The organism is Serratia sp. FDAARGOS_506 (assembly GCF_003812745.1).
Lineage (GTDB): Bacteria > Pseudomonadota > Gammaproteobacteria > Enterobacterales > Enterobacteriaceae > Serratia.
Window position 1 is genome coordinate 4639083 of record NZ_CP033831.1, and the last position, 21904, is coordinate 4660986.

General features: G+C 55.0%; 20 protein-coding genes. 13 read left to right on the forward strand and 7 right to left on the reverse strand.

Annotated elements, in window-relative coordinates:
* Window positions 1-39 precede the first annotated feature (39 nt).
* The 7 genes from EGY12_RS22490 (at window position 40) to lptG (ending at window position 6628) form a co-directional block, all read left to right on the forward strand.
* Entirely contained in the window at window positions 40-765 is a 726-nt protein-coding gene (locus EGY12_RS22490) for a hypothetical protein (protein WP_123895431.1), read from the forward strand.
* A 30-nt stretch (window positions 766-795) separates the two neighbouring features.
* Window positions 796-1590, forward strand: coding sequence for a hypothetical protein (locus tag EGY12_RS22495; protein WP_123895432.1), 795 nt, complete (start codon window positions 796-798; stop codon window positions 1588-1590).
* A gap of 72 nt (window positions 1591-1662) precedes the next feature.
* Entirely contained in the window at window positions 1663-2997 is a 1335-nt protein-coding gene (locus EGY12_RS22500; RefSeq protein ID WP_123895433.1) for a lipopolysaccharide biosynthesis protein, read from the forward strand.
* Window positions 2997-3866 (forward strand): hypothetical protein, encoded by an 870-nt coding sequence (locus EGY12_RS22505; protein WP_123895434.1) that lies wholly within the window; start codon window positions 2997-2999, stop codon window positions 3864-3866. The genes EGY12_RS22500 and EGY12_RS22505 overlap by 1 nt, the downstream gene beginning before the upstream one ends.
* A gap of 20 nt (window positions 3867-3886) precedes the next feature.
* Window positions 3887-4453: a YtfJ family protein gene (locus EGY12_RS22510; protein WP_123895665.1), complete on the forward strand. Its 567-nt coding sequence runs from the start codon at window positions 3887-3889 to the stop codon at window positions 4451-4453.
* A gap of 28 nt (window positions 4454-4481) precedes the next feature.
* Complete coding sequence (gene lptF / locus EGY12_RS22515) at window positions 4482-5552, forward strand: LPS export ABC transporter permease LptF (protein WP_123895435.1); 1071 nt, start codon at window positions 4482-4484, stop codon at window positions 5550-5552.
* Entirely contained in the window at window positions 5549-6628 is a 1080-nt protein-coding gene (gene lptG / locus EGY12_RS22520; RefSeq protein WP_123895436.1) for an LPS export ABC transporter permease LptG, read from the forward strand. The genes lptF and lptG overlap by 4 nt, the downstream gene beginning before the upstream one ends.
* Window positions 6629-6763: 135 nt before the next feature.
* Here the strand turns inward: lptG and EGY12_RS22525 are convergent, their stop codons facing one another.
* The 3 genes from EGY12_RS22525 to EGY12_RS22535 all read right to left on the reverse strand — a co-directional run bounded on the left by EGY12_RS22525 (window position 6764) and on the right by EGY12_RS22535 (window position 11645).
* On the reverse strand, window positions 6764-9850 hold the full coding sequence (locus EGY12_RS22525; RefSeq protein WP_123895437.1) for an efflux RND transporter permease subunit: 3087 nt from the start codon (window positions 9848-9850) through the stop codon (window positions 6764-6766).
* Complete coding sequence (locus tag EGY12_RS22530; RefSeq protein ID WP_123895438.1) at window positions 9847-10956, reverse strand: efflux RND transporter periplasmic adaptor subunit; 1110 nt, start codon at window positions 10954-10956, stop codon at window positions 9847-9849. The genes EGY12_RS22525 and EGY12_RS22530 overlap by 4 nt, the downstream gene beginning before the upstream one ends.
* A 74-nt stretch (window positions 10957-11030) precedes the next feature.
* A complete protein-coding gene (locus EGY12_RS22535; RefSeq protein WP_123895439.1) occupies window positions 11031-11645 on the reverse strand; it encodes a TetR/AcrR family transcriptional regulator in 615 nt (204 codons plus the stop codon).
* 517 nt (window positions 11646-12162) lie between these two features.
* Here EGY12_RS22535 and EGY12_RS22540 point away from each other — a divergent pair.
* The 3 genes from EGY12_RS22540 to EGY12_RS22550 all read left to right on the forward strand — a co-directional run bounded on the left by EGY12_RS22540 (window position 12163) and on the right by EGY12_RS22550 (window position 15341).
* On the forward strand, window positions 12163-13665 hold the full coding sequence (locus EGY12_RS22540) for a phospholipase (RefSeq protein WP_123895440.1): 1503 nt from the start codon (window positions 12163-12165) through the stop codon (window positions 13663-13665).
* Entirely contained in the window at window positions 13662-14420 is a 759-nt protein-coding gene (locus tag EGY12_RS22545) for an ankyrin repeat domain-containing protein (protein ID WP_172962949.1), read from the forward strand. The genes EGY12_RS22540 and EGY12_RS22545 overlap by 4 nt, the downstream gene beginning before the upstream one ends.
* Before the next feature lie 147 nt (window positions 14421-14567).
* Window positions 14568-15341, forward strand: coding sequence for an ankyrin repeat domain-containing protein (locus EGY12_RS22550; RefSeq protein WP_123895441.1), 774 nt, complete (start codon window positions 14568-14570; stop codon window positions 15339-15341).
* Window positions 15342-15430: 89 nt separating this feature from the next.
* Here EGY12_RS22550 and EGY12_RS22555 read toward each other — a convergent pair whose 3' ends face one another.
* Window positions 15431-16738 carry a serine hydrolase gene (locus tag EGY12_RS22555; RefSeq protein ID WP_123895442.1) on the reverse strand — a complete coding sequence of 436 codons (1308 nt, stop codon included), beginning with the start codon at window positions 16736-16738 and terminating at the stop codon, window positions 15431-15433.
* Window positions 16739-16845: 107 nt separating this feature from the next.
* Between EGY12_RS22555 and EGY12_RS22560 the strand changes: the two genes are divergently transcribed.
* The 3 genes from EGY12_RS22560 (at window position 16846) to EGY12_RS22570 (ending at window position 19778) form a co-directional block, all read left to right on the forward strand.
* Window positions 16846-17739, forward strand: a complete 894-nt coding sequence (locus EGY12_RS22560; protein ID WP_123895443.1) for a LysR family transcriptional regulator — start codon at window positions 16846-16848, stop codon at window positions 17737-17739.
* A 327-nt stretch (window positions 17740-18066) separates the two neighbouring features.
* Complete coding sequence (locus EGY12_RS22565; RefSeq protein WP_123895444.1) at window positions 18067-18288, forward strand: hypothetical protein; 222 nt, start codon at window positions 18067-18069, stop codon at window positions 18286-18288.
* Window positions 18289-18581: 293 nt separating this feature from the next.
* Window positions 18582-19778 (forward strand): HNH endonuclease, encoded by a 1197-nt coding sequence (locus tag EGY12_RS22570; protein ID WP_123895445.1) that lies wholly within the window; start codon window positions 18582-18584, stop codon window positions 19776-19778.
* Window positions 19779-20070: 292 nt separating this feature from the next.
* On the opposite strand, the gene EGY12_RS22575 is transcribed toward EGY12_RS22570, so the two are convergent.
* Genes EGY12_RS22575 through EGY12_RS22585 form a run of 3 tightly spaced genes read right to left on the reverse strand, consistent with a single transcriptional unit; the run spans window position 20071 to window position 21697 of the window.
* Window positions 20071-20397, reverse strand: a complete 327-nt coding sequence (locus EGY12_RS22575; RefSeq protein WP_196531410.1) for a hypothetical protein — start codon at window positions 20395-20397, stop codon at window positions 20071-20073.
* Window positions 20361-21005 carry a hypothetical protein gene (locus tag EGY12_RS23515; RefSeq protein ID WP_253722904.1) on the reverse strand — a complete coding sequence of 215 codons (645 nt, stop codon included), beginning with the start codon at window positions 21003-21005 and terminating at the stop codon, window positions 20361-20363. Before EGY12_RS23515 ends, EGY12_RS22575 begins: the two co-directional genes overlap by 37 nt.
* Window positions 21002-21697, reverse strand: a complete 696-nt coding sequence (locus EGY12_RS22585; RefSeq protein WP_216641506.1) for an HNH endonuclease signature motif containing protein — start codon at window positions 21695-21697, stop codon at window positions 21002-21004. The genes EGY12_RS23515 and EGY12_RS22585 overlap by 4 nt, the downstream gene beginning before the upstream one ends.
* Window positions 21698-21904: the final 207 nt, after the last annotated feature.

Genomic DNA, 21904 nt, shown 5'->3' on the forward strand with positions numbered 1-21904 from the left:
TTGGAATACAATAGTTTTTTTCGCATTGGATCAATTATTGTGAGTCAGCAGATAAGACCTTCATCTGATCGCTCGCCCGTGCGCGTAATAGCGATAACCGGCTGTGACGGCTCGGGAAAATCCACATTGGCCGCCAGTTTGGTCAACGCCTTATCGGCAAAGGAACCCGCAGAACTGCTTTATCTCGGCCAGTCTTCAGGGCGTATCGGCGAATGGATCAGTTCGCTGCCGATTATTGGCGCGCCCTTCGGGCGTTATTTGTTGAAGAAATCGCAGCGTGTGCACGATCGCCCTTCCGCACCGCCGGATAATGCCACAGCGCTGGTGATCTTTTTACTCTCCTATTGGCGCGTTTATAAATTCCGCCGCATGCTGAAGAAAAGTCGCCAGGGCGCATTGCTGATTACCGATCGTTATCCGCAGGCCGAAGTAGCGGGATTTCGTTTCGATGGCCCGCAGCTGGCGAAAACCGCCGGCGGCAATCGCTGGGTACGCTGGCTGAGAAAGCGCGAACAAAGCCTGTATCAATGGATGGCGTCTTATCAGCCCTTATTACTAATTCGGCTGGACATTGACGAACAAACGGCCTATTCACGCAAACCCGATCACTCGCTGGCGGCATTGCGTGAAAAGATCGCCGTCATCCCGCACCTGACGTTTAACGGCGCTAACATACTGGATTTAGACGGCCGTGAGCCGGCCAGCCATATTTTCGACGAATCGCTGCGCGCCGTTAAAATATCGTTGAGGGCCGCCAATGCCTAGCCGACAAATAACCTTTTCGTACCGAAACAGATGAAAAAAAATAAACTTTCTGCCGAACAGCCCCCCTCTTCCACCTGCATTCGCGGGCTGATTGCCGTGGTGGGCAGCGACGGCACGGGCAAATCCACGTTGACCGCCGATCTGGTCAAGAACCTGCAGCAACATCGCCCGACAAAACGGCGCTATTTAGGACTGATCTCCGGCGAAGATGGCGACAAAATCAAGCGACTGCCGATTATCGGCGTGTGGCTGGAACGGCGTCTGGCGGCCAAATCCGATAAAACCCAGCGCATGAGCAATAGGCCGCCGGCGCTATGGGCGGCACTCATCATGTACGGCTTCTCGCTGTGGCGCGCCTCCAACCTGCGCAAAGTGCGGCGGCTGGCGCAAAGCGGCGTGCTGGTGATCAGCGATCGCTACCCGCAGGCGGAAATATCAGGTTTTTACTACGACGGGCCAGGTATCGGTGTGGAACGCGCAAAAGGCCGGCTGCTGAGCCGCCTGGCGGCGCGCGAACGCCGTTTGTATCAACACATGGCCGCCTATCGGCCGGAACTGATCATTCGCCTCGATATCGACGTCGATACGGCGTTTTCCCGCAAGCCCGATCACAGCTATGAAGAGCTCGAAGACAAGATCGGCGCCATGGTGCGCCTGCAATACAACGGCGCACGCATCATCGAGCTGGACGCCAGAGCCCCGTACGACGAAGTGCTGAGCAACGCGCTCAACGCCATTTCGGCCGTGGTGAACCCCGCGAAGCGTTCACAGAGCGACATCGGGCAGTCCGGTGAAAAGGCCGGTAAAGAAACTCAGGTTTATTAAACGAATACAAGGCAAGCGCATGACTGCGGAACACAAGATGCAGCAAAACAACGATAACGGCTGGTTTGGGTTATGAAACGGTGGTTTTCCGATGGCGCGTTTCGTTCCATTCTACGTAATGCCGCCTACTTAGGCTCGGGTAGCGTGGCCAGCGCGCTGCTCGGCCTGCTGGCGCTCTCCTGCGCCGGTAAAGGCATGTCGCCTGAAATGTTCGGCGTGCTGGTGGTGATCCAGGCTTATACCAAAGCGGTCAGCGATTTCATCAAATTCCAGACCTGGCAGTTTGTGGTGCAGTTCGGCACCCCGGCGCTGGAACATCAAAACACCGGGCGCTTCCGCGACGTGGTCGCCTTCTCCTTCGGCCTGGATATCGCCAGCGGCATCATCGCCGTGCTGGGCGGCATGATCATGCTGCCGTTCTTGTCCCATGCCCTGGGGCTGGACAGCGAAAGCTTCTGGCTCGCCATGCTGTACTGCACCCTGATCCCATCGATGACCTCATCCACGCCGACCGGCGTGCTGCGCGCCTTCAACCGCTTCGATCTCATCGCCATCCAGCAGGCGATCAAACCGTTCCTGCAGGCGGTGGGCAGCGTCATCTCCTATTATTTCGATCTGGGATTCCCCGGCTTCATCGTCACCTGGTACGCCTCTAACCTGATCGGCGGCACGCTGTTTTGGTGGTTCACCGCGCGCGAGCTGCGCCGCCGCGATATCCACGGCGCGCTGAAGCCACGGCTGTTCAACGTCGCACGCCGCATCGAGGGCGCCTGGAACTTCGTTTGGACCACCAACATCGCCCATACCATCTGGGCCGCGCGCAACTCCTGCACCACCGTGCTGGTGGGCGTGGTGCTCGGGCCGGCCGCCGCCGGGCTGTTCAAGATCGCCATGACCTTCTTCGATGCGACGGGTACTCCGGCCAAACTGCTGGAGAAGAGCTTCTATCCCGAGATCATGCGCCTGGATCCGCGCACCAAGACCCCGTGGCTGCTGGGTCTGCGTTCTTCGCTGCTTGCCGGCGGCATCGGCCTCGCCGTCGCGGTGCTGATGCTGCTGGTCGGCAAGCCGCTCATTTCCGCGGTCTTCGGGCAACAATACCTGGAAGCCTATGATCTGATTCAAATCATGCTGGGTGCGATCATCGTCTCCATGATGGGCTTCCCGCAGGAATCCTTACTGTTTATGGCGGGCAAGCAACGCGCCTTCCTGATCGCGCAGGCGACGGCCTCGGCGGCCTACATTGCGCTGCTGGTGTCGATGGCATATGCCTTCGGCGTGCAAGGCGCCGCCTTCGCTTATTTACTGGGGCAATGTTTAGACGTTCTGTTATCCCTGATACCGACGATCGGCGCCTACCGCAATCGCTTTATGTTGGGGCTGAATGTGCCCAAAGAGAGTAATTAATGACCGCTAACGATAATTGGAAAAAGTTCTCCGCTGATACCACCCAGGCGCTGTTTGTCGCAGTGGAAGAAGACGACCTGGTTGAGGCGAATATCAGCCTGCCGCAGCAGATTGATTTGCAATGTTCTCTCGAGAACATCCGGGACAACTACGCGCTGTGCCTGCAGTTTTGGGAGGACGGCTTTTCCCGCCGCGAACTGCTGCAATTGGTGAACGGTTTCCTGAAGGACCCGCAATTGGCGGCGGCTACCCGCATGCGCTACAAATATATCCGCGCTCGCTATAAGCACCTGCGCTTCGCCCAGCAGCTGTACGGCGCGCCCCACCGCGCCAACCGCCTGTTCCACACCACCACCGTGGTGCTCGGCCATTTTCAGGACGCGTTTCGCAACGGCAACCAGAAGAACCTGAAGCTTTACGGTAACCTGCTGCGGCTGCTGCTTAGCAAGCCGGTTTGGTCGTATGTGCGCTATGCGCTACGCCACACTCGTCTGGAAAGCGCACAGGGCTTTATCACCTACCGCCAGGAACAAATGCGCCAGCTGCAAACGCTGATCGCCAGCCCGGCGCTGACCGGGCATCAGTTCCATGACGTGCGCAAAATTGTCAGCCGCCAGGTGTCATTTTACGACACGCTGAGATCGATCGACCCCGACAACCGCGAAGCCCGGCAGATCTCGCGCTTCCTGGCCGCGATTAACGGCCTGATGGGCGATCGGCATGACGTAATGGTGGCCGATAAGTTGGCCGGCGGCGATATCTATGACCGGCCGGCGATCCTGGATATCGACATCCGTCAGCGCCTGGAGCTGCTGCTGGCGCGCTTTCCGCTGTCGTTTTCCCAGCCGGCCATCGCGGCGGGCAGATAAGCGCATTGCGCGGAGCCATGATGACGTTACGTCGCTTGCTGACCCTCGCCCTGCTGCTGTCGCCGCTGGCGGCATCAGCGCATAACTTCGTTCCTGGCCGGCCGGTGACGCCAGTCGCTATCGCCGATCGCGGCGAGCTGCTGCTGCGCAACGGCGATTTCCACTACCGGCCGTGGAACAGCGCAAAGCTGGCGGGCAAGGTGCGGGTGATCCAGTACATCGCCGGGCGCACCTCCGCCAAAAAGAAGAACTCGCTGCTGATCAACGCCGTCAAAAACGCGAACCTGCCGGGCGATCGCTTCCAGCCCACCACCATCGTCAACACCGACGATGCGATACCGGGCTCCGGCTTCTTCGTGCGCGGCAAGATCGAGAAAAACAAGCGGCATTACCCCTGGGCGCAGTTTATCGTCGACAGCGACGGGCTGGGGCGCATGGCCTGGCAGCTGCCGGAAGAGAGCTCCACCATCGTGGTGCTGGACAAGGCCGGGCGCGTGCAGTGGGCGAAGGACGGCGCACTCACCCCGCAGGAAGTTGACCTGGTGATCGCCCTGCTGCGTACCCTGATCGCGCGGGAGACGCCATGAAGCGCACGCCGCCGGGAGCCGATGACGCATGTATTTGATTGAACGCTACATCACGGCTGAGATCCGCCGCCTGGTGATCATGATCGCCGGGTTTCTGATCTTCATGTTCGCCAGCTATTCCGCCCAGCGCTACCTGACCGACGCCGCCAACGGCACGCTGGCGCTGCGGGTGGTGGCCGACGTGGTTTTCTATAAATCGCTGATCGCGCTGGAGATGATATTGCCCGTTGCGCTGTATGTCTCGGTGGCGGTCGCGCTGAGCCAGCTGTACAGCGATGCGGAGATCACCGCCATGCTGGCCGCCGGCGCCAGCCCGCTGCGGCTGTATAAGGCGGTGCTGATACTTGCCGTGCCGCTGGCGATAGCGGTCACGCTGCTTTCGCTGTATGGCAGGCCCTGGGCGTACGCCAATATTTATCAGCTGCAGCAAGAGTCGCAATCGGTGCTGGACGTGAGCCACCTGCAGGCCGACAAATTCAACGTCAGCGGCAACGGCCGCATGATCCTCGCCAATCACGTCGACAAAACGGCCAATCACCTGACGGACGCCCTGATTTATGTACGCGGCGGCCATCACACCAACCTGTACCGCGCACAGTCGGTGGAGGTGCTCGACGCCTCCCCCGCCAGCCCCGCCGTACGGCTGAAAACCGGCACCGCCTATGTGCTGGATCGCCAGGGCGCCGACGACAACGGGCAGAACTACGACAACTTTGACATCGCGCTCAAGCCGTTCGTGCCCAGCGCCGAGAGCCGGCACAAATCGGCCTCGCCGGCGGAGCTGGCGCGCTCCGCCGATCCGGGTGACGCCGCCGAACTGCAATGGCGCGAAAGCCGCGGGCTGACCACCGTGCTGATGGTGCTGCTGGCGATCCCCTTTAGCCGCATCAAGCCGCGACAGGGGCGCTACGCCGCGCTGCTGCCCTTGACGGTGCTGTTTACCGTAATTTTCTATGGCGGCAACATTTGCCGCACGCTGGTGGCCAACGGCTCTCTGCCGACGATCCCCGGCGTTTGGCTGGTGCCGCTGGCGATGGCTGTCGGCATCGCCCTGCTGCTGGCGCGCGACTTATCCCTGCTGCGGAAAATCTCCCGATGACTATTTTTAGCCGTTACCTGATCCGCAACGTGTTTATCGGCTTCGCCGCCGTAGCCGGGCTGCTCATCCCGCTGTTCACCACCTTTACGCTGATCAACGAGCTGGAGGACGTGACCCCGGGCGGCTACCGCTGGCAGCAGGCGCTGCTGGTGACCCTGATGACCCTGCCGCGCAGCCTGGTCGATCTGGGGCCGTTTATCTCGCTGCTCGGCGGCATCGTCGGGCTGGGCCAGCTGTCTAAAACCCTGGAGCTGACGGCGATCCGCTCCGCCGGGATGTCGATATTCCGTATTGCGCTGGTGATGCTCGCCGCCGGGCTGTTGATGAACCTCTCACTCGGCGCCCTCGATGAGTGGGCGGCCTCGCCGCTGCAGCAACGCGCGCTGCAGATGAAGAACAACGCCCTGGCGCAGTCGAACGATAACGACGTCACCGTTAACCCGCTGTGGGCGCGGCACGGCAACGAGTTTGTGACGGTCAAAACCGTCGATGAGAACGACCAGCCCCACGGCATTGAGATCTTCCGTTATCAGGCCAACCGCACGCTGGCGTCTTATATCTACGCCGAAAGCGCCAGCACCGCCGCCGACGGCAGCTGGCTGCTGTACAACGTGATGCAGAAAAGCTGGCAAGGCAGAAAAGAGACGATTGTGCGGCAAAGCAGCCTGCCGTGGCGCTCGCTGTTCACCGTGCCGAGCCTGAAAGAGCTGACCCTGCCCGCCGGCAGCTTCTCGCTCCGGCAGTTGGATCGCTATATTGATTACCTGCAGGGATCGGGGCAGCCCAGCACCGAATACCGCCTGGCGCTGTGGAAAAAACTCGGCCAGCCCCTGCTGGTGCTGGCGATGATTTTACTGGCCATCCCGTTTACCTTCACCGCCCCGCGCGCGCCCGGCATGGGCAGCCGGTTAGCGCTCGGCGCGATCGTCGGGCTGCTGACCTACATCGCTTACCAGATCGTCCTCAACCTGGGGTTGCTGTTCGCCCTCAACGCGCCCTTCACCGCCCTCGCCCCGCCGCTTTTGATCCTGGCGTTGGCGTTGGCACTGGTTTATCGGTTTGATCGGCGGGGTTAGAATTCAGAGAGAGGCGGTGATCGTTCGCTTGCAAACCTTCCTTTCTCCGCCAATGATGAAAAACCGCAGACCGTCGCCCAATGGCCATGGTCTGCGGTTAGACTACGCGGTGAATAATGCGGGCCAAACACAGGCCTAAGACGCAGCCTTTTCCTTCTGCTGCCGATCGTCTGGGCGTATCTTGAACCAAATGGCATACATTGCCGGCAGAAACACCAGCGTGATAACGGTGCCGCCAAACGTCCCGCCAATCAGGGTATAAGCGAGCGTTCCCCAAAACACCGAGTGAGTCAGCGGGATAAATGCCAATATGGCGGCCATCGCCGTCAGCAACACCGGCCGGGCTCGCTGTACCGTCGCCTCCACGACCGCGTGGAAAGGCGCCAACCCTTGCTGCTCGTTGTGATGGATCTGGCCAATCAGGATCAAGGTGTTGCGCATCAGAATGCCCGACAGCGCGATTAACCCCACAAGCGCATTGATGCCAAAGGGCTGGTTAAAGAGCAGTAGCGTTGGCACCACACCAATCAGCCCCAGCGGCGCGGTGAGAAACACCATGACCATTGCCGACATCGAACGCACCTGCAGAATGATGATCAACAGCGTCACGGCAATCATGATCGGGAACAAGGGCGCCATCGCTTTGGTCGCCTTTGCCGACTCCTCAATGGATCCGGCCTGCTCAATGCGATATCCGGCCGGAAGCGCGTCAATGGTGGGTTGCAGCGCTTTCATGATTGCCGTGGAGACATCCGGCGGCTGCAGGTTTTCGGCAATGTCCCCCCGCACGGTCATGGTCGGCGTGCGATCGCGGCGACGCAGGACGGGATCTTCCATTCGCACGTCAACCGTCCCGATCTGAGACAGCGGAATGCGCTGCCCGGAAGATCCGACGAGGGTAAAACCCGCTATTTTCGCCGGATCGAGCCGAATATCGCCCGCTGCGCGCGCCATGACCTGCACCGAGCGGATGTCTTCACGTACGGAGGTGACAGGAATACCTGAGAGCAAAAACTGAAGCTGTTGGGCCACCGCATTCGAGGTTAATCCCACCGCCTGCAAGCGATCTTGATTGAGCGCGAAATGCAACGTCGGCACGCGCGGGCCCCAGTCGGTGTTGATGGTCCTCATCATCGGACTGGCCCGCATCACCCTTTCCACGCCCTCAGCAATCTCGCGCAGTTTGGCGGGATCCGGCCCCATGACGCGGAATGCCACCGGATAAGGTGAATACGGCCCAAACACCAGTTGAGTCACGCGGATACGCGCCTCCGGCGCCAGCCCGCCCGCCACCGCTTCACGCAGGCGCAACTTGAGCGTCTCACGCGCGGCCTGGCTGTCCGTCAGCACGACAATTTTCGCAAACGAGGGATCGGGAAGCTCAGGGGCCATAGCCAGATAAAAACGCGGCGCGCCCTGTCCGATGTAAGACGTGACGATTTTCGCGGCTTCCTGCTTATTCAACCAGGCTTCGATTTTCGCCGTGGTGACGCCGGTCTGCTCAATAGAGGTGCCATAAGGCATCTGAACTTCTACCAACACCTCCGGGCGATCGGATGTAGGGAAAAATTGTTTTTTTACCAGCCCCATGCCGAGAATCGCCACGATAAAGACGGCAACAACGGCGCCCGCGACTCGCCATTTGCCCGCGATGACGCTGGCCAGCAGCCGGCGAAAACGGTTGTAGTGCCGGGTGTCGTAAATAGCCGCGTGCCCGCCCTGCACCGTTTTGATGTTCGGCAGCATTTTCACGCCCAGATAAGGCGTAAACACCACCGCCACCACCCAGGAGGCCATCAGCGCGATACCCACGATCCAAAACATGTTGCTGGTGTATTCGCCGGCGGTGGACTGTGCAAATCCGTTCGGCATAAAACCGACCGCCGTGACCAGCGTACCGGCCAGCATCGGCGCGGCGGTGTGGCTCCAGGCATAGGCGGAGGCTTTGATGCGATCGTATCCCTCCTCCATTTTCACCACCATCATTTCGATGGCGATGATGGCATCATCCACCAGCAACCCCAGCGCCAGGATTAAGGAGCCCAACGTAATGCGGTCGAAGTTTTTGCCGGACGCCGCCATCACCACAAAAACGATAGCCAGCGTCAACGGCACCGCCGCCGCGACCACCACCCCCACGCGCCATCCCATGCTGACGAAGCAAACCCCCATGACCACGAGCAGCGCGACAAAGAATTTGATCATGAACTCGTCAACGGCGGAGCTAATGTTAACCGCCTGATCGGTGACCTTCGTCAATGTCATGCCCAGCGGCATGCCCTGATTGATCTTCACCGTTTCCGCATCCAGCGCCTTGCCCAAATCCAGACCGTTCCACCCCTCGCGCATGACGATGCCCAGCAGCAGCGCCGGCTCCCCCTGATTGCGCACCAGGAAAGTCGCCGGATCTTCGTAGCCGCGTTCTACCGTCGCCACGTCTGAGAGCTGCAGCGTCCGGCCCTGGACGACGATAGGCGTTGCGCGGATCTTCTCCAGCTTGTCAAAGGCGCCATCCAGGCGAATAAAGACCTGCGCTCCCTGGGCATCTATCGAACCGGCCGGCGTCAAAACGTTCTGGTCGTTGAGAGCGGAGAAAATTTCCTGAGGAGAAACGCCCAGCGTCGCCAGCCTGTCATGCGAGAACGAAACAAAGATGCGCTCCGCCTGCTCGCCGATAATATTGACCTTCTTGACCCCAGGCACGTGCAGCAGACGCTGGCGTAACGATTCCGCATCGCGAACCAGTAACCGCTGCGGCTCCCCTTTCGCCTTCAGCGCAAAAAGCGCGAAGGTCACGTCGGAGAATTCGTCATTCACCATCGGCCCGATCACGCCTGCCGGCAGGTTTTTCGCCTCATCGCCCAGCTTCTTGCGCGCCTGATAGAATTCTTCCTGCACCTGTGCGGGTGGCGTGCTGTCCTGCAATGACAGCAGGGTAAAAGCCAGGCCTGGACGCGTGTAAGTCTCACTGCGGTCATACCACTTGAGCTCCTGCAACCGTTTTTCAAGCGGTTCGGCGACCTGCTCCTGCATTTCCTTCGCGGTGGCCCCCGGCCAGGCGGAAACGATCGTCATTTGCTTGACCGTGAACGGCGGATCTTCCGCACGCCCCAGTTCGAAGAACGAAAGGATCCCGGCGACCGTAATCAGGACGATCAGGAATAAAGTAATGGATCGCTCACGAACGGCGAGCGCCGAGAGATTAAAGCGCCCGCCGCTCATGGCCGGTTCCCCGCGACAGCACCAGCGTCTTGTTGCGCCGTGCGTACAGATTCACCGTCATGCAGCAAATGCGCCCCGAGCGCGACCACCTGTTCACCGGCTTGCAGTGCGCCCGTGACGTTTGCCGCATCGTCCCGGAGGCTCAGCACCTGGACGGATCGCCATGACACTTTGGCCGGCTTGCCGACAATCCCCCAGACGCCCGGCCCGTTGCCCGCATCATAGATGGCCGCCAAAGGCACCTGCACTACCTGACGGGTTATTTTATCTTCGGTAATGTGGAGCGTGACGGTGGAGCCGAGCGGTGCGCTCGCCAGCGCGCCCTCAAGCACATATCTCGCCTCGAAGGTTCGCGTCACTGGGTCAGCCGCATCGGAGAGCAGGCGCAGTTTCGCAGGCACTGACTGTTTATCGTTCCCGTACAGCGCAGCCTGGGCTTCGCTTCCGATCGCCGGGCGCAGCGTCTCGGGCAACTGCACCAAGGCCTCGCGTTGCCCCGCCCTGGCCAGCCGGACGACGGGCTGACCCGCGCTGACAACCTGACCGGGTTCAGCCAACGTATCCATGACCACGCCGTCGGCATCGGCCAGCAGCACCGCGTAGCCCGTCGCGTTTTGCGCCACGTTAGCCTGGGCCTGGGCAGCACTGAGTTCCGCTTTGGCCGTCTCCGCAGTGGCCTTGATCTGATCGTAAGCCGATGCCGAGACGGCGCCGGCGGTAACCAGACCGCGATAGCGAGCTTCATCATTGGCGGTCTGCCGGGCACGGGCCCGCGCAGCGGCGACGGCCTGTTGCTGAGCCTGCGCCTGCAGGTGCAGATCAACAGGATCCAGGCGCATTAAGGGCTGGCCGCGTTTAACGCTCTGGCCGGCATCCACCAGACGTTCAAGGATTTTACCTTGCACTCTAAAACCGAGATCGCTTTGAATGCGTGCGACGACCACGCCACTGAATGCGCGAGCCGTATCGACGGCATTGACTACGGTCGCCGCCCTCACCAAAGGCGGTTGCGTTCGCGGATCGTCAATACCGGAAGCATCGTTGCAGCCCGCCAGGGCAAACGGCAACAGGCAAATAGCGAAGGTGGCGGGGTTAAGCCGGAGCATGGGTTCCCTTACTGAATTAACAGGACAGTAACCGCATTCTCAGACTAGTGACCAATATTGTCAATAGTCACAAATCAAGGCGACAGGCTTCTCAGTATCAGCGATGACAGGAGCGCGGCAGCTGAGGATGCCGTCTCCAGATTGCATTGCAGCTGTATCGGGCTGATGTAAGGCCGCATGACCAGATATATTGCATCCGCGGTCTCATCCAGCGGCGTTTTTCGTTCAAATTCCCCCGTCTGCCGTCCTTCAAGGATAATGTGCTCAACAAGTTGCCGCAGGCGCTCTTCATGCCGCACGGCGGAAGGCCACTTATCGCGCGCAGCCACCGCCGCAATGTCATACAGCTTGCGATCGTGAAAGAACAGATCGCTGCCGGCCTCAGTGAGCGCCCTCAATAAGCGCCTCATTTTTTCGGCTGCCGTCGGCGCCTCTGCGATCGCTGCATTGACAATCTCCATGACTGTCGCCAGCCGGTTGGCGCAGATCACCTCGCCTATCGCCTGCTTGGAGTCAAAGAATTTATAGATATAGGCTTTGGAGAAGCCTATTGATTTAGCCAGATCGGATACCGTGGTTTTTTCATAGCCAAAGTGCCCGAAATGCTCCGTGGCGGCGTCCACGATCTGATCGCGGACGCTATGGTCAGAGGGGCCCCGAGAGGGATTCGCATTTGTGTATTCAGTCATTTTTTAAGCTTAGCTCAATGAACCCAGATCAACAACGAGTGACCATAATGGGATTTGGTTACAATGATGCATTGCCTCAAGGAATATCAAGACATCTCCTGCGCCCGCCCGCCTTAGCGGTAAACGCCGGTTCACAGGGGATAGCGTCGTCAGGCCCGATTATAGCCGCGATGGCAATAGCGATGAAACCGCTCTGAACCACCGGTGGGAGATTGAGGTATCGGTGGGCCGCAAAACGCTTGCCAGGCTGATGGACTGACGATCAGGCGTCTAAGATAAGACGGGTGCTGCCTTGCCGCCGCAGCAGCCTTTGGAAAACAAGAACTTTCCGGTTAACATTTGGCCGGCTTTACAAATTGGCCTAAGCCGTTATCATCCCTTATCTGGTGTCCTATGCGCCGTTAGCTATCGCTGACTGCCGTTCGATAACATGCCCCTCGGGGCTCCATCGAGTGCAAGGAGTGCGAGCGCCCGCCTGAACAGGCCAAGGTGCAGCAAGCAAAGGAAGAGACACACTATGTTTTCCAGTTTGAAACTGCTGTATATCGCCGATGATATTATTTCACCTGATGAATTCCCCCGTATAGTCAGCCCTTCCCGCGCCTGTCACGGCCTTTCATACATGCCGGACAATGACATTCTGTCGCTTTTTTCTGGTTTTCGCGGTGGTGAACGGATCCGCCGTGAAGTCGGCGTTACGCAAAACGGAATAAGCTCTAACCTGCGCGCAAGAGTGCAGAGCGACCTAATGAGCGGCGTTGTCGTAGCGGTCGAAACCCGGCCCGGCGTGTTGGCGACGATGGGGCCATTTTACGCCGACATCGACGGCTACCTGATACCGCAGGGGAGACAAGAGCCCAACTACCCGGTGGACAGGATAGTGAAGCGGTACGAAGAGGCCGTGAAGTCTTACGGCGGCCGCCGGGCGCGCCCGTCCGTCTTCCCCGCACAAGTCACGCGGGCCAAACCGGCCCTTGGCCCGGATATCCCGGCGCAAGGTGCAAGAGCCTCACAGTCGGTCGTGTTTGGCCCCTTGACCAAGGCGCAACGCTGGCAGGAGCGAAAATACCTCATTGGCCGCGGGCAACGGAGTATCTACCCGGACGCCCGAATCGCCTCGGAACGCCTGGCGGCAAACAATGTCGCCGTCGAGAAGGCAAAACTGGCGGAGAATATCTACAAGAGCACGAATCCGCTAAAGGAGACTCCCGGCGTTCCCGAGGGTTGGAAAGATATCAGTAACGATAATGCGGCCCTGAGTAAAATTGGGCTAAACAGAAATATGCTCTTCGACAGAGATGAATCTCCGGATTTTTTGGCAAGGGTATATCAACCTGATAGCACTGTTTTTGGTAAAGAGATGAACCCAACGGTCGTGTTCAGAGGATCAAGAGCGCCAGAATTCCCGGAGGGAATCGGCAGCGCCGCCAAAAAGGCCCTTAGGGGCGACTTCTCAGGTGTTAAAAATGTGAATGACTGGATAAATAATGGTGCTCAGGGGATGGGGGCGAACTCAGATTATTATAAGCAGGCGGTTAAAATAGGATTACAAGTAAAGAACTCCTCCGGCGTCGATATTTCTGGTCATTCATTGGGCGGGGGAATGGCCTCAGCTGCATCAATGTCCAGTGGAAAACCCGCCTGGACGTTCAATGCAGCCGGACTCCATCATGGAACTGTAGGAAGATACGGAGCTGAGATGATTGGTTCAGCCAAGAACATACAGGCCTATCGAGTTGAGGGAGAACTATTAACCACGTTACAGGAGGTTAATAACGAAAGTGACTATGAGCTTATAAAAAATTCCCTGCCCGATTCTTTGCAAAAACCCTGGGGCGTAGCATTGCCTTTCACCTTGAAAGAGTGGTCGTCACTGGCGATGCCTGATGCCGCTGGCATACCGCACACGCTTGCCGGTGGGACAGGAACCCTGCTCGATAAACACGGTATAGACCAGACAATAAAGTTGATTGAAGATCAGAAAGACGAGGATGTCGCCACTATCAGGGGGAGAATATGAGTAAATTGATAATGGCAATAGCGCTACTGTTTACTGTTCTCATGATGCAAGGATGCAAAAAAAACATGGAATATGAACCACAGGATTTTTTTGAAGGCCGTCAACTGGAAGTCGCGCAGCTGATTTATGATGGCGACGAAGTGAAACTGAATGAGAAGCTTCCTTCAATAAGCAAGGAAGAACTGAATCGACCGGTGAAAGCAGACATGACCCTGCTGTTTTGGTCGGTGTTGAACTCAATCTATGATAAAAACACGCCGGAAAGGCTGAAAATAATAACCGACCTGGTTAAAGCTGGCGCAGACCCGTTGCAGCCCAGACCAGAGGGAGGAAGCAGCCCTGCGGAATTTGTCATGAAAGCCGACAAGGGGATTTGGGCCAAAGCCATGCTCAACGGTGGTTTACCGCCAAACGCAAAAGATAAGGTATTCAATGAACCCATTGTATTCCAAACAATCAAAGCCAAAAACACTGAAACGTTAAAGGTGATGCTGGATTATGGCGCGGATATAAATATCAGAGACTCCTTGCAACAAACCTTATTAATGGATGCTTTTTTTAGCTCAGCCTTTGAGCACATGGCCCTACTGCTCAATCGGGGTGCGGATCCTAACCCGGTAAATATAAACAATCTTTCGCTGTTAACAGCAGTAAACCGGCAAATAAAAGACAGCCAAGATGGCTCAGAATACAATGTACAGTGTAAGAAAATACTCGAACTCATGCTTTTGAAAGGAGCAAAGGAAACGCCGTAATTTCATCAACGCAGATCTGACAGCTGCCGGTTATTATACTGGGGCTGTCAGATTGCATCTGGTTTTCGATACACACGCTATAGACCACGCAATAAAACGTATTGAAGACCAGAAAGACGAGGATGTCACCATTCTCAGGGGAAGAATATGAGTAAATTGATAATGGCAATAGCACTACTGTTTGCTGTTCTCATGGTGCAAGGATGCAACAAAAGCATGGAATATGAGCCACAGGATTTTTTTGAAGGCCGGCAGTTGGACATCGCACAGCTGATTTATGATGGCGATAAAGTGAAACTGAAAGAGAAGCTTCCCTCTATAAGCAAGGAAGAACTGAATCGACCGGTGAAAGCAGACATGACCCTGCTGTTTTGGTCGGTGCTGAACGCAATCTATGATAAAAATACGCCGGAAAGGCTGAAAATAATAACCGACCTGGTTAAAGCGGGCGCAGACCCGTTGCAGCCCCGACCGGAAGGGGGAAGCAGCCCGGCGGAATTTGTCATGAAAGCCGATAAGGGAATTTGGATCAAGGCCATGCTCGACGGCGGTTTATCACCAAACGCAAAAGATAAGGTATTCAATCAACCCATTATATTCGAAGCTTTAGAAGCGAAAAACCCTGAAACGTTAAAGGTGATGCTGGATTATGGTGCGGATATAAATACAATGGATTCATTGGGGAATACCATATTAATAAGCTCTCTGGATTCTCGTTCGTTTGATCATACTATACTTCTGTTGGAGAGAGGTGCAGATAATAAAATCAAGGGTAAGTTTGGTTGGACTATGGGCAATCAGCTCCAACGCTTTATAGATAGAGGGGTAGGCGATGCCGAGGATAAAGAGAAAATTAACAAGATAAAAGAGTTATTAATTAAAAACGGTGGAGACTGGCCTCCTCTACCTGTAGAGAATTGAGACTCCCTTAAGGTCAGCGTCGAAGACATGGAATATGCCGCTCAGAGGCAGAATGGCAACCGCCATCCGCCCCTGCTCGTTCCGTGGAATTAACGCAATTCCTGCGCTATCGCGCTGAACATCAGCGATGCCTCCAGCGGTTGGGCGCTGAAGGACGGCTCCGCCTGCGGCCAGGTGGACCACTGGACGATCACCAGATTCTCAGCCTGATTGACCATAATCATCTGGCCGAAGATCCCCAGCGCCCACAGGGAATGCTTGAGGGAGGCCTGCGGAGCGGGTTCGACGTTGGTCGCATTCACCGGCACTTCGTTGTTCCACCACTGGAAGCCGTAGATGCCGTTGGGATGCGCCGCCGACACCGAGCCTGCCGCCCGCGTCCAGTTGGACGACTGGGCTACCCAATCTTCCGGTAGGATCTGTTTGCCGTTCGGCAACTTTCCGTTATGCAGAATGAATTCGCCGAAACGCCCCCAGTCTTCCAGCGTGGCGTTGAAGCCGTGCGCGCCCACGTCGTGCTGGCCTTTGGCGTAGGCATGCCACACGCCGTCGCTCGCCATGCCGTAGGGCTGCCAGATGCTTTGCTGCAGATAGGCCGCCAGCGGCATGCCGGTGGCGCGCTCCAGCACGTCGCCCAGCAGCCACGCGCCACCGGAGGAGTAAGACCAGTTCTGCCCTGCCGGGTGCGCGCGGTGCAAACCGGCTACCAGCTTGCGCACGCAGGCGTAGGTACCGGGCTTGGCTTCACACTCGGTCAGCTGCGCGAAGTCCGATTTCGGGTTGGTGTAATCCTCATTCCACGCCACGCCGGAGGTGTGAGTGATCAGCTGCCTGAGGGTCACACCGTCCCACGCGGTGCCTTTCAGATCGGGTTCGTATTGCGTGATGAGATCGTCAAGCGAGCGGATCTTGCCCTGTTTAATCGCCACGCCCACCAGCGTGGCGACCACGGATTTTCCCACGGAGCGCGACGTCCACAGGGTAGCGTCGGTATTGCCCTGCCCCAGATATTTCCAGGCGATTTTACCGTCTTTCAATACCAGCATGCCGCTGACGTTCTGGCGCTGTAGGTAATCCTGCAGGTGGTAGGTTTTGCCATTCACCCGATAGGTGGCGTCCGTTAACGGTTTAGCGGCAGTAAGCAGCGGCGCGGCGTTGCCGTGGTGAAACACATCCCCGGCATAGTTGCGGTAGTCGTTACGAAAACCGATCACCCGGTCGCTCTGGCTCCAGGTGAGCATCTTGTGCGTGTCCGGCAATTGCGTATCGAAAGGCGCGGGACAGGCGCTGAGTTCGGTGCCCGCACAGGCGGCCAGCGCGGCGGGCGCCAACAGGCCGCTGCAGAGACTGATGACAACGCCCGCCAGCAGGCTGCGGTTAAACACTTTGCTTTTCATATTTTTTCTCGCTTAGCTCAGGAAGGCGTTCAGCTTAAAAAAACGCGGCCTATAATAAAAAACGCCTGATGGGGGAAAATCCCCCGCAAAATCGACGGGGGAACCGCGTGCCGAGCCTGATTTATTCCTTTGCCCAACTGGAAGCCTTCACCGCCGTGGCCGAGCACGGCAGCCTGGCGAAAGCCGCGCTCAAGCTGGGCAAAGACCGCACGACGCTACGCGATTTGATTGATTTTCTCGAGGATGGCTTAGGCTATGCGCTGTTCCTGCGCGAGGGACGCAGCCTGCACCTGACGCCGGAAGGCGAACAGCTGCAGCGCCAGGCGCACCTGCTGATGCGCCAGGTGAAAGCGTTTGAGGCGTTTGCTAAAGACGTGCCGAAGAGCGCGGCGCAGGAAATCTCGCTGGTCTACGATCCTTTCACGCCACGCGCATTGCTGCAGGCGCTGATTGCCGCCATGGCCCAGCGCAACACGCGCCTGAGCCTGATTAACGCCTCGCGCGACGAAGCGGAAAGCCTGCTGGCAAGCGGCCAGGCCGATCTGGGCATCTGCCAGGCGCGCAACCGCAGCGTGGGCGACACCATGGAGTGGCGCGCCTTAGGGGCGATAGAGATGGATTTTTACGCCGCCAAAACGCTTTTCCCCGGCGCGGAACAGCCGCTTTCGCTGCTGGAGCTCTCACTCACGCCGCAGGTAATCATGCACCCGGACTCTGACGAACCGGTGGCGCGCCGCCTGCAAATTTCAGGGCACACTATCTTCACCAACGAGCTGGAGATGCTGCGCGCCCTGCTCGAACAGGGCTGCGGCTGGGGATTCCTGCCGACACATATGCATGCCGAACGGTGGAAAAACGTCAACACGCTGCGCACCGAAGTGGGCAGCCAGGGGATCAGCCAAACCATGGTGACCATCTGGAAACCGGGCAATGACCGGCGTGCGCTGATTGATGAGACGTTGGGGTTGTTGCCGGGGTTGTGGATGGGGGTTGGTGGGTGAAACGTCGCTGTAGATTAGCGGTGTTGTTACTGGTAGTGGATCGCAGCGTTCATCGTCCGCGTTGCTTATTCGATCGTTCTTTGGCGGGGATTGCTGTTTTCTACTAATGGAGCCCCTCTCCACCTTCGCCCCACCGCTGCTGGCGCTGGCTTATTGCTTTGAATGGTGGCATTTGAGGGGCGGCTTTGAGCGAGGAGCAGACGTTCGTACTTGAGTCGCCATAGATCCTGCTCACAATGTCGTGTATCAATCAACTAGGAACAGGTCAAACTATATCAAAACTGTCAGTGATACAGTGGCATGCGAATATTTCAGAGGCTTATCAGTATGAAGATTGTTTTTATCCCTGCGTTGATCATAGTCCTGATTGATAAAGAACAGGACATGGGACGGGAATTGACCCGCGATGAGGTTGAGTCCATCCGCGATGACGCTACAGCCATCCGCCTGCCGGCCGAAGCAGCCGAGGATATAATCAGAGAGCGTGGCTACCGCGATATTGATCCTGAGAATGTCTGGCGCGAGTGGCAGGCGTATAAAGCTGACTGAATGTCGATGGGAACACGCTGCTTTAGTGGCACATGAAAATTGTGCACTTACACGGATGCGTTTACTCCGCGCCTGGCGTGGAGCTGAGGGGCAACTTTGAACGAGGAGCGGACGTTCGTAATTGAATCGCCATAAATGTTGCTAGCAAAGCCGTGTGCCAATCAACTGGGAGCGGGTCAACGGAAAAATCATGACTAAGGATTGAAAGACTTGTCGAACGAGTGAAATAATGGCCATCTGGGTAAGGGCGATGCCCACATAAACACTTTTAAGGCTACAAGGCGAGATCCTTAATGAGCATCGAGAATGTATCAAGATTAAAACGAAATCGCGGAGTTCCTGTAGCGATCCGACGTAAATTGCTTGAGAAATACGATCATGCTTGCGCTGCCTGTGGTGTTAAAGATGACGTGGTTCCACTTGAGCTTGCTCATCTTGTTCCCACCTATGCAGGTGGTGAATCATCTGAAGACAATTTGACAATTCTTTGCCCAAATTGTCACCGAACATTTGATCGCCAGCCACGTGAATATGAATTTGTCAGTTTTCTCACTGAGCTATTGAAAAATCATCCTAACTTCAGTGACATACAACAGGATATACTGTTAGGCCGCGAAATTCGTTATAGGGCTGATCTTCTAGTAAACCGACGGTTAAATGATACAAAGGAAGTTTTGCTAATCGAGTGCAAGACCTATTTAGCACTAACTTCCGGCCATATTCATAATGTCATTGGACAATTGGAAAAATACAAATCCAGTTACGGTAATGGCAGGATGGTCCTCGCTATTCCAGCAACCTTGAGAGCAACTGACTTGTCGGCTCTGAATGCGGCGGACATTGAAGCGTGGGATATTAAATACATTGCAAACAATTTTTCTAAACAAATAGAGGCTGCATCTCCAAGCTATTATAGGGCATTATTTCTTGCACGGATCACGCGTCCAACAAAAAAGATTACTCGCGAGCAAGAGTTAATTAATTCTTTATCTTCCTGTATTCCAGGGAAGAACGACTGCTATGTGTATCAGAACCTCGTTGGAGATATTCTTGAACATTTGTTCACGCCCCCTCTTGGGAAGCCAATTCCAGAGCTATCTGACAAGTTGAAAGCCAATCGCCGCGACTTCATCATGCCAAACTATACTGATAAGGGATTCTGGTCTTTCTTGCGACAAAAGTATGAAGCTGATTACATTGTGATTGATGCAAAAAACTACTCAAGAAAAGTCAAAAAGTCTGAGATCTTGCAAATCGCGAACTACTTGAAACCACATGGAGCTGGTCTCTTTGGGTTAATCATATCTCGCAAGGGTGGCGACGCATTAGGTTGTGAACATACGTTGAGAGAACAATGGCTAGTTCATAAAAAAATGATCTTGGTGCTGGATGACGAAGATGTTAAAGCGATGCTAGTTGCCAAGTCAGATGGTCGCCAGCCTGAAGAAATATTGGGGCAGAAAATTGAAGACTTCAGGCTATCAATGTAGCAGTAAACCGGAATTACGCGAAAAGACGTGCAGGTTCGGTAACTGCTAGGTAGTATTTTCCAACGCACAGGATGGTGAGTGTATTTTATCTATATAGATGATCTAGCTCGTAATGTCCGCAGTTGGCACGGAGCGGATTTGTGAGGAGACTTAGATCCACCTTGAGCGAGATGCGGACATTAATATATGTTAATATGGAAAAATTTAGCTTTGCACAGATGAACCTTTGTGGTCGAAATGCTAAGTTACAGATGACACCATCTGAACCCAAAGACATAATGCGAATTATTTTCTAACGCCCTTGTGAAGCTAAAAGTGCAAGAGATACACATTTTTGTTTCTTCACAAACTGTGTTTCTTCAGCTTCGATTGGCAGCATATATAAAATATCTAACGGTAATTCGGCGCCAGCATATTTCATTTCACCTTTAAGTTTATGCAAAGCATCACCTGATGGTCCAATAATCAATATATCGTAATCACAACCTATCCCTAAAAGGGACGAACCAAACATAAAACTCTCATACAAAGCTAATGTCTTGCAATTATTTAACAGATGTTTTGCAACTTCACTCGCGGTCATTATTTTTGAGTGATCAACGCTTTTAACTCCGGCCATTTCATTACCTCACAACCAAGTTCACTACCTGCCTCATAGGCATTTCGAGCAGGACTTCCATTGGGATTTATATTCCACAAAATATCAACAGGGCCAAATATTCCCCAAAAAGTGCGCACAGAATCTGCAGTCGGTTCGTATTCAGTTAACATACCTACTCTTAACTTTCGATTATTTGCTAAAGTAATAATAAAAACACGATCAAACTGTCTCTCTACTTCCTTTACTACCCTCATCTGCGTTATGAGCCGATACGAGAAAAAGTAGTCTTTATGGGAGGCAGTATTGAGAGTGTCATTAGACAGTGCGCTGTAAAAGGTTCCAGCGTTACCCCATCCTATTTTAGCTGATGTAAGATAGCTAATGGCCTCTCCAGTCCATACACACTCTTTTCTATACCCACATATAAAATCTACATCCGGGAAATCATGATGATATCTCTGAGCAATCTCCAGGCTAATTTCTTCTGATGCTGAAATTACCGCTAATACATCAGGCCTATCGCGAATAGATATTCTAATAGCATCTCCATTCACATGCACTGCAGACCCTGATTCTTTTAGATCATCATTAATATATTCAATCGCATAATTTACTTGCCAACTCATGCTAATATTCCATCCATTTCTCTTGGAAACCTTATGGCTTTACCGGAAACGCCACAGACATGACGTTCTGTAAGCCCACGAACGTGCTCAAGGTACTGCGCAAAAATACCTCTCTCATCAGGTGTCATATGACATCTGTTCAGGCCTAAAATAGCTTGAATTCGATAATGATTAGGTAAAATGACACTACGTATTCTTAGAGACCATAATTCCGCCGTTTCAGATTCAGGATCATAGGTAAAACGCTCTCCTTCACCAGGCGCAAATTTTGCCCAAAGAGCTTTATTTTCATCCATAGCGGCTAAAACAGCCTCTCTTGCTTGCTCTCTGTTTTCATAGCGAATAATGCCTTGCCGATTGGCCAAAGCAACAAGGTGGTTTGTCTTCCAGTCTAGAAGGAGGCTTCTGGGATAAGCCTCAGGAGCCTTGTCGATGAGAGTGTGGCAATTAGGGCATAGTAAAAGAAGGTTTTCAAAAGAGTCTGCTTCAAATACCTCTTCAGGTCTCTCCTCATGCCTTGGCCCCTTATTACCATGGGGAATGACATGTGCCATTTCCCCGATATGCTTATAACCGCCCATCTCTTGAGGAAACAGTGGCTTATGACAATCAGGATGCTGACAATGCCCTGCTGATGCAGAAAACAATTGTAATTTGATTTCATTTGGGATGCTTTTACGGGGTGCCATCATCTCTTCCCTAAATCTTTAGAAGTAAGCTAAAAATTTTTCACCTTAGCAGCTTGACCACTGGTTAAAGAAAACGACTTATCAGAAGTATACATTTGACCTATCCATGAGTTGAACACAGCCCAAGAAGCTAACCGATACACTTTTCTTAAAACAATGGCATTTAAATTAACTCTCCAACATTTCATAGTTAAAGCATAACAAGATTTA

Coding starts and splice junctions, on each gene's coding strand:
- EGY12_RS22495 (WP_123895432.1), top strand. CDS start 796: ATGAAAAAAAATAAACTTTCTGCCGAACAGCCCCCCTCTTCCACCTGC.
- EGY12_RS22500 (WP_123895433.1), top strand. CDS start 1,663: ATGAAACGGTGGTTTTCCGATGGCGCGTTTCGTTCCATTCTACGTAAT.
- EGY12_RS22505 (WP_123895434.1), top strand. CDS start 2,997: ATGACCGCTAACGATAATTGGAAAAAGTTCTCCGCTGATACCACCCAG.
- EGY12_RS22510 (WP_123895665.1), top strand. CDS start 3,887: ATGACGTTACGTCGCTTGCTGACCCTCGCCCTGCTGCTGTCGCCGCTG.
- lptF (WP_123895435.1), top strand. CDS start 4,482: ATGTATTTGATTGAACGCTACATCACGGCTGAGATCCGCCGCCTGGTG.
- lptG (WP_123895436.1), top strand. CDS start 5,549: ATGACTATTTTTAGCCGTTACCTGATCCGCAACGTGTTTATCGGCTTC.
- EGY12_RS22525 (WP_123895437.1), bottom strand. CDS start 9,850: ATGAGCGGCGGGCGCTTTAATCTCTCGGCGCTCGCCGTTCGTGAGCGA.
- EGY12_RS22530 (WP_123895438.1), bottom strand. CDS start 10,956: ATGCTCCGGCTTAACCCCGCCACCTTCGCTATTTGCCTGTTGCCGTTT.
- EGY12_RS22535 (WP_123895439.1), bottom strand. CDS start 11,645: ATGACTGAATACACAAATGCGAATCCCTCTCGGGGCCCCTCTGACCAT.
- EGY12_RS22540 (WP_123895440.1), top strand. CDS start 12,163: ATGTTTTCCAGTTTGAAACTGCTGTATATCGCCGATGATATTATTTCA.
- EGY12_RS22545 (WP_172962949.1), top strand. CDS start 13,662: ATGAGTAAATTGATAATGGCAATAGCGCTACTGTTTACTGTTCTCATG.
- EGY12_RS22550 (WP_123895441.1), top strand. CDS start 14,568: ATGAGTAAATTGATAATGGCAATAGCACTACTGTTTGCTGTTCTCATG.
- EGY12_RS22555 (WP_123895442.1), bottom strand. CDS start 16,738: ATGAAAAGCAAAGTGTTTAACCGCAGCCTGCTGGCGGGCGTTGTCATC.
- EGY12_RS22565 (WP_123895444.1), top strand. CDS start 18,067: ATGAAGATTGTTTTTATCCCTGCGTTGATCATAGTCCTGATTGATAAA.
- EGY12_RS22570 (WP_123895445.1), top strand. CDS start 18,582: ATGAGCATCGAGAATGTATCAAGATTAAAACGAAATCGCGGAGTTCCT.
- EGY12_RS22575 (WP_196531410.1), bottom strand. CDS start 20,397: ATGGCCGGAGTTAAAAGCGTTGATCACTCAAAAATAATGACCGCGAGT.
- EGY12_RS23515 (WP_253722904.1), bottom strand. CDS start 21,005: ATGAGTTGGCAAGTAAATTATGCGATTGAATATATTAATGATGATCTA.
- EGY12_RS22585 (WP_216641506.1), bottom strand. CDS start 21,697: ATGATGGCACCCCGTAAAAGCATCCCAAATGAAATCAAATTACAATTG.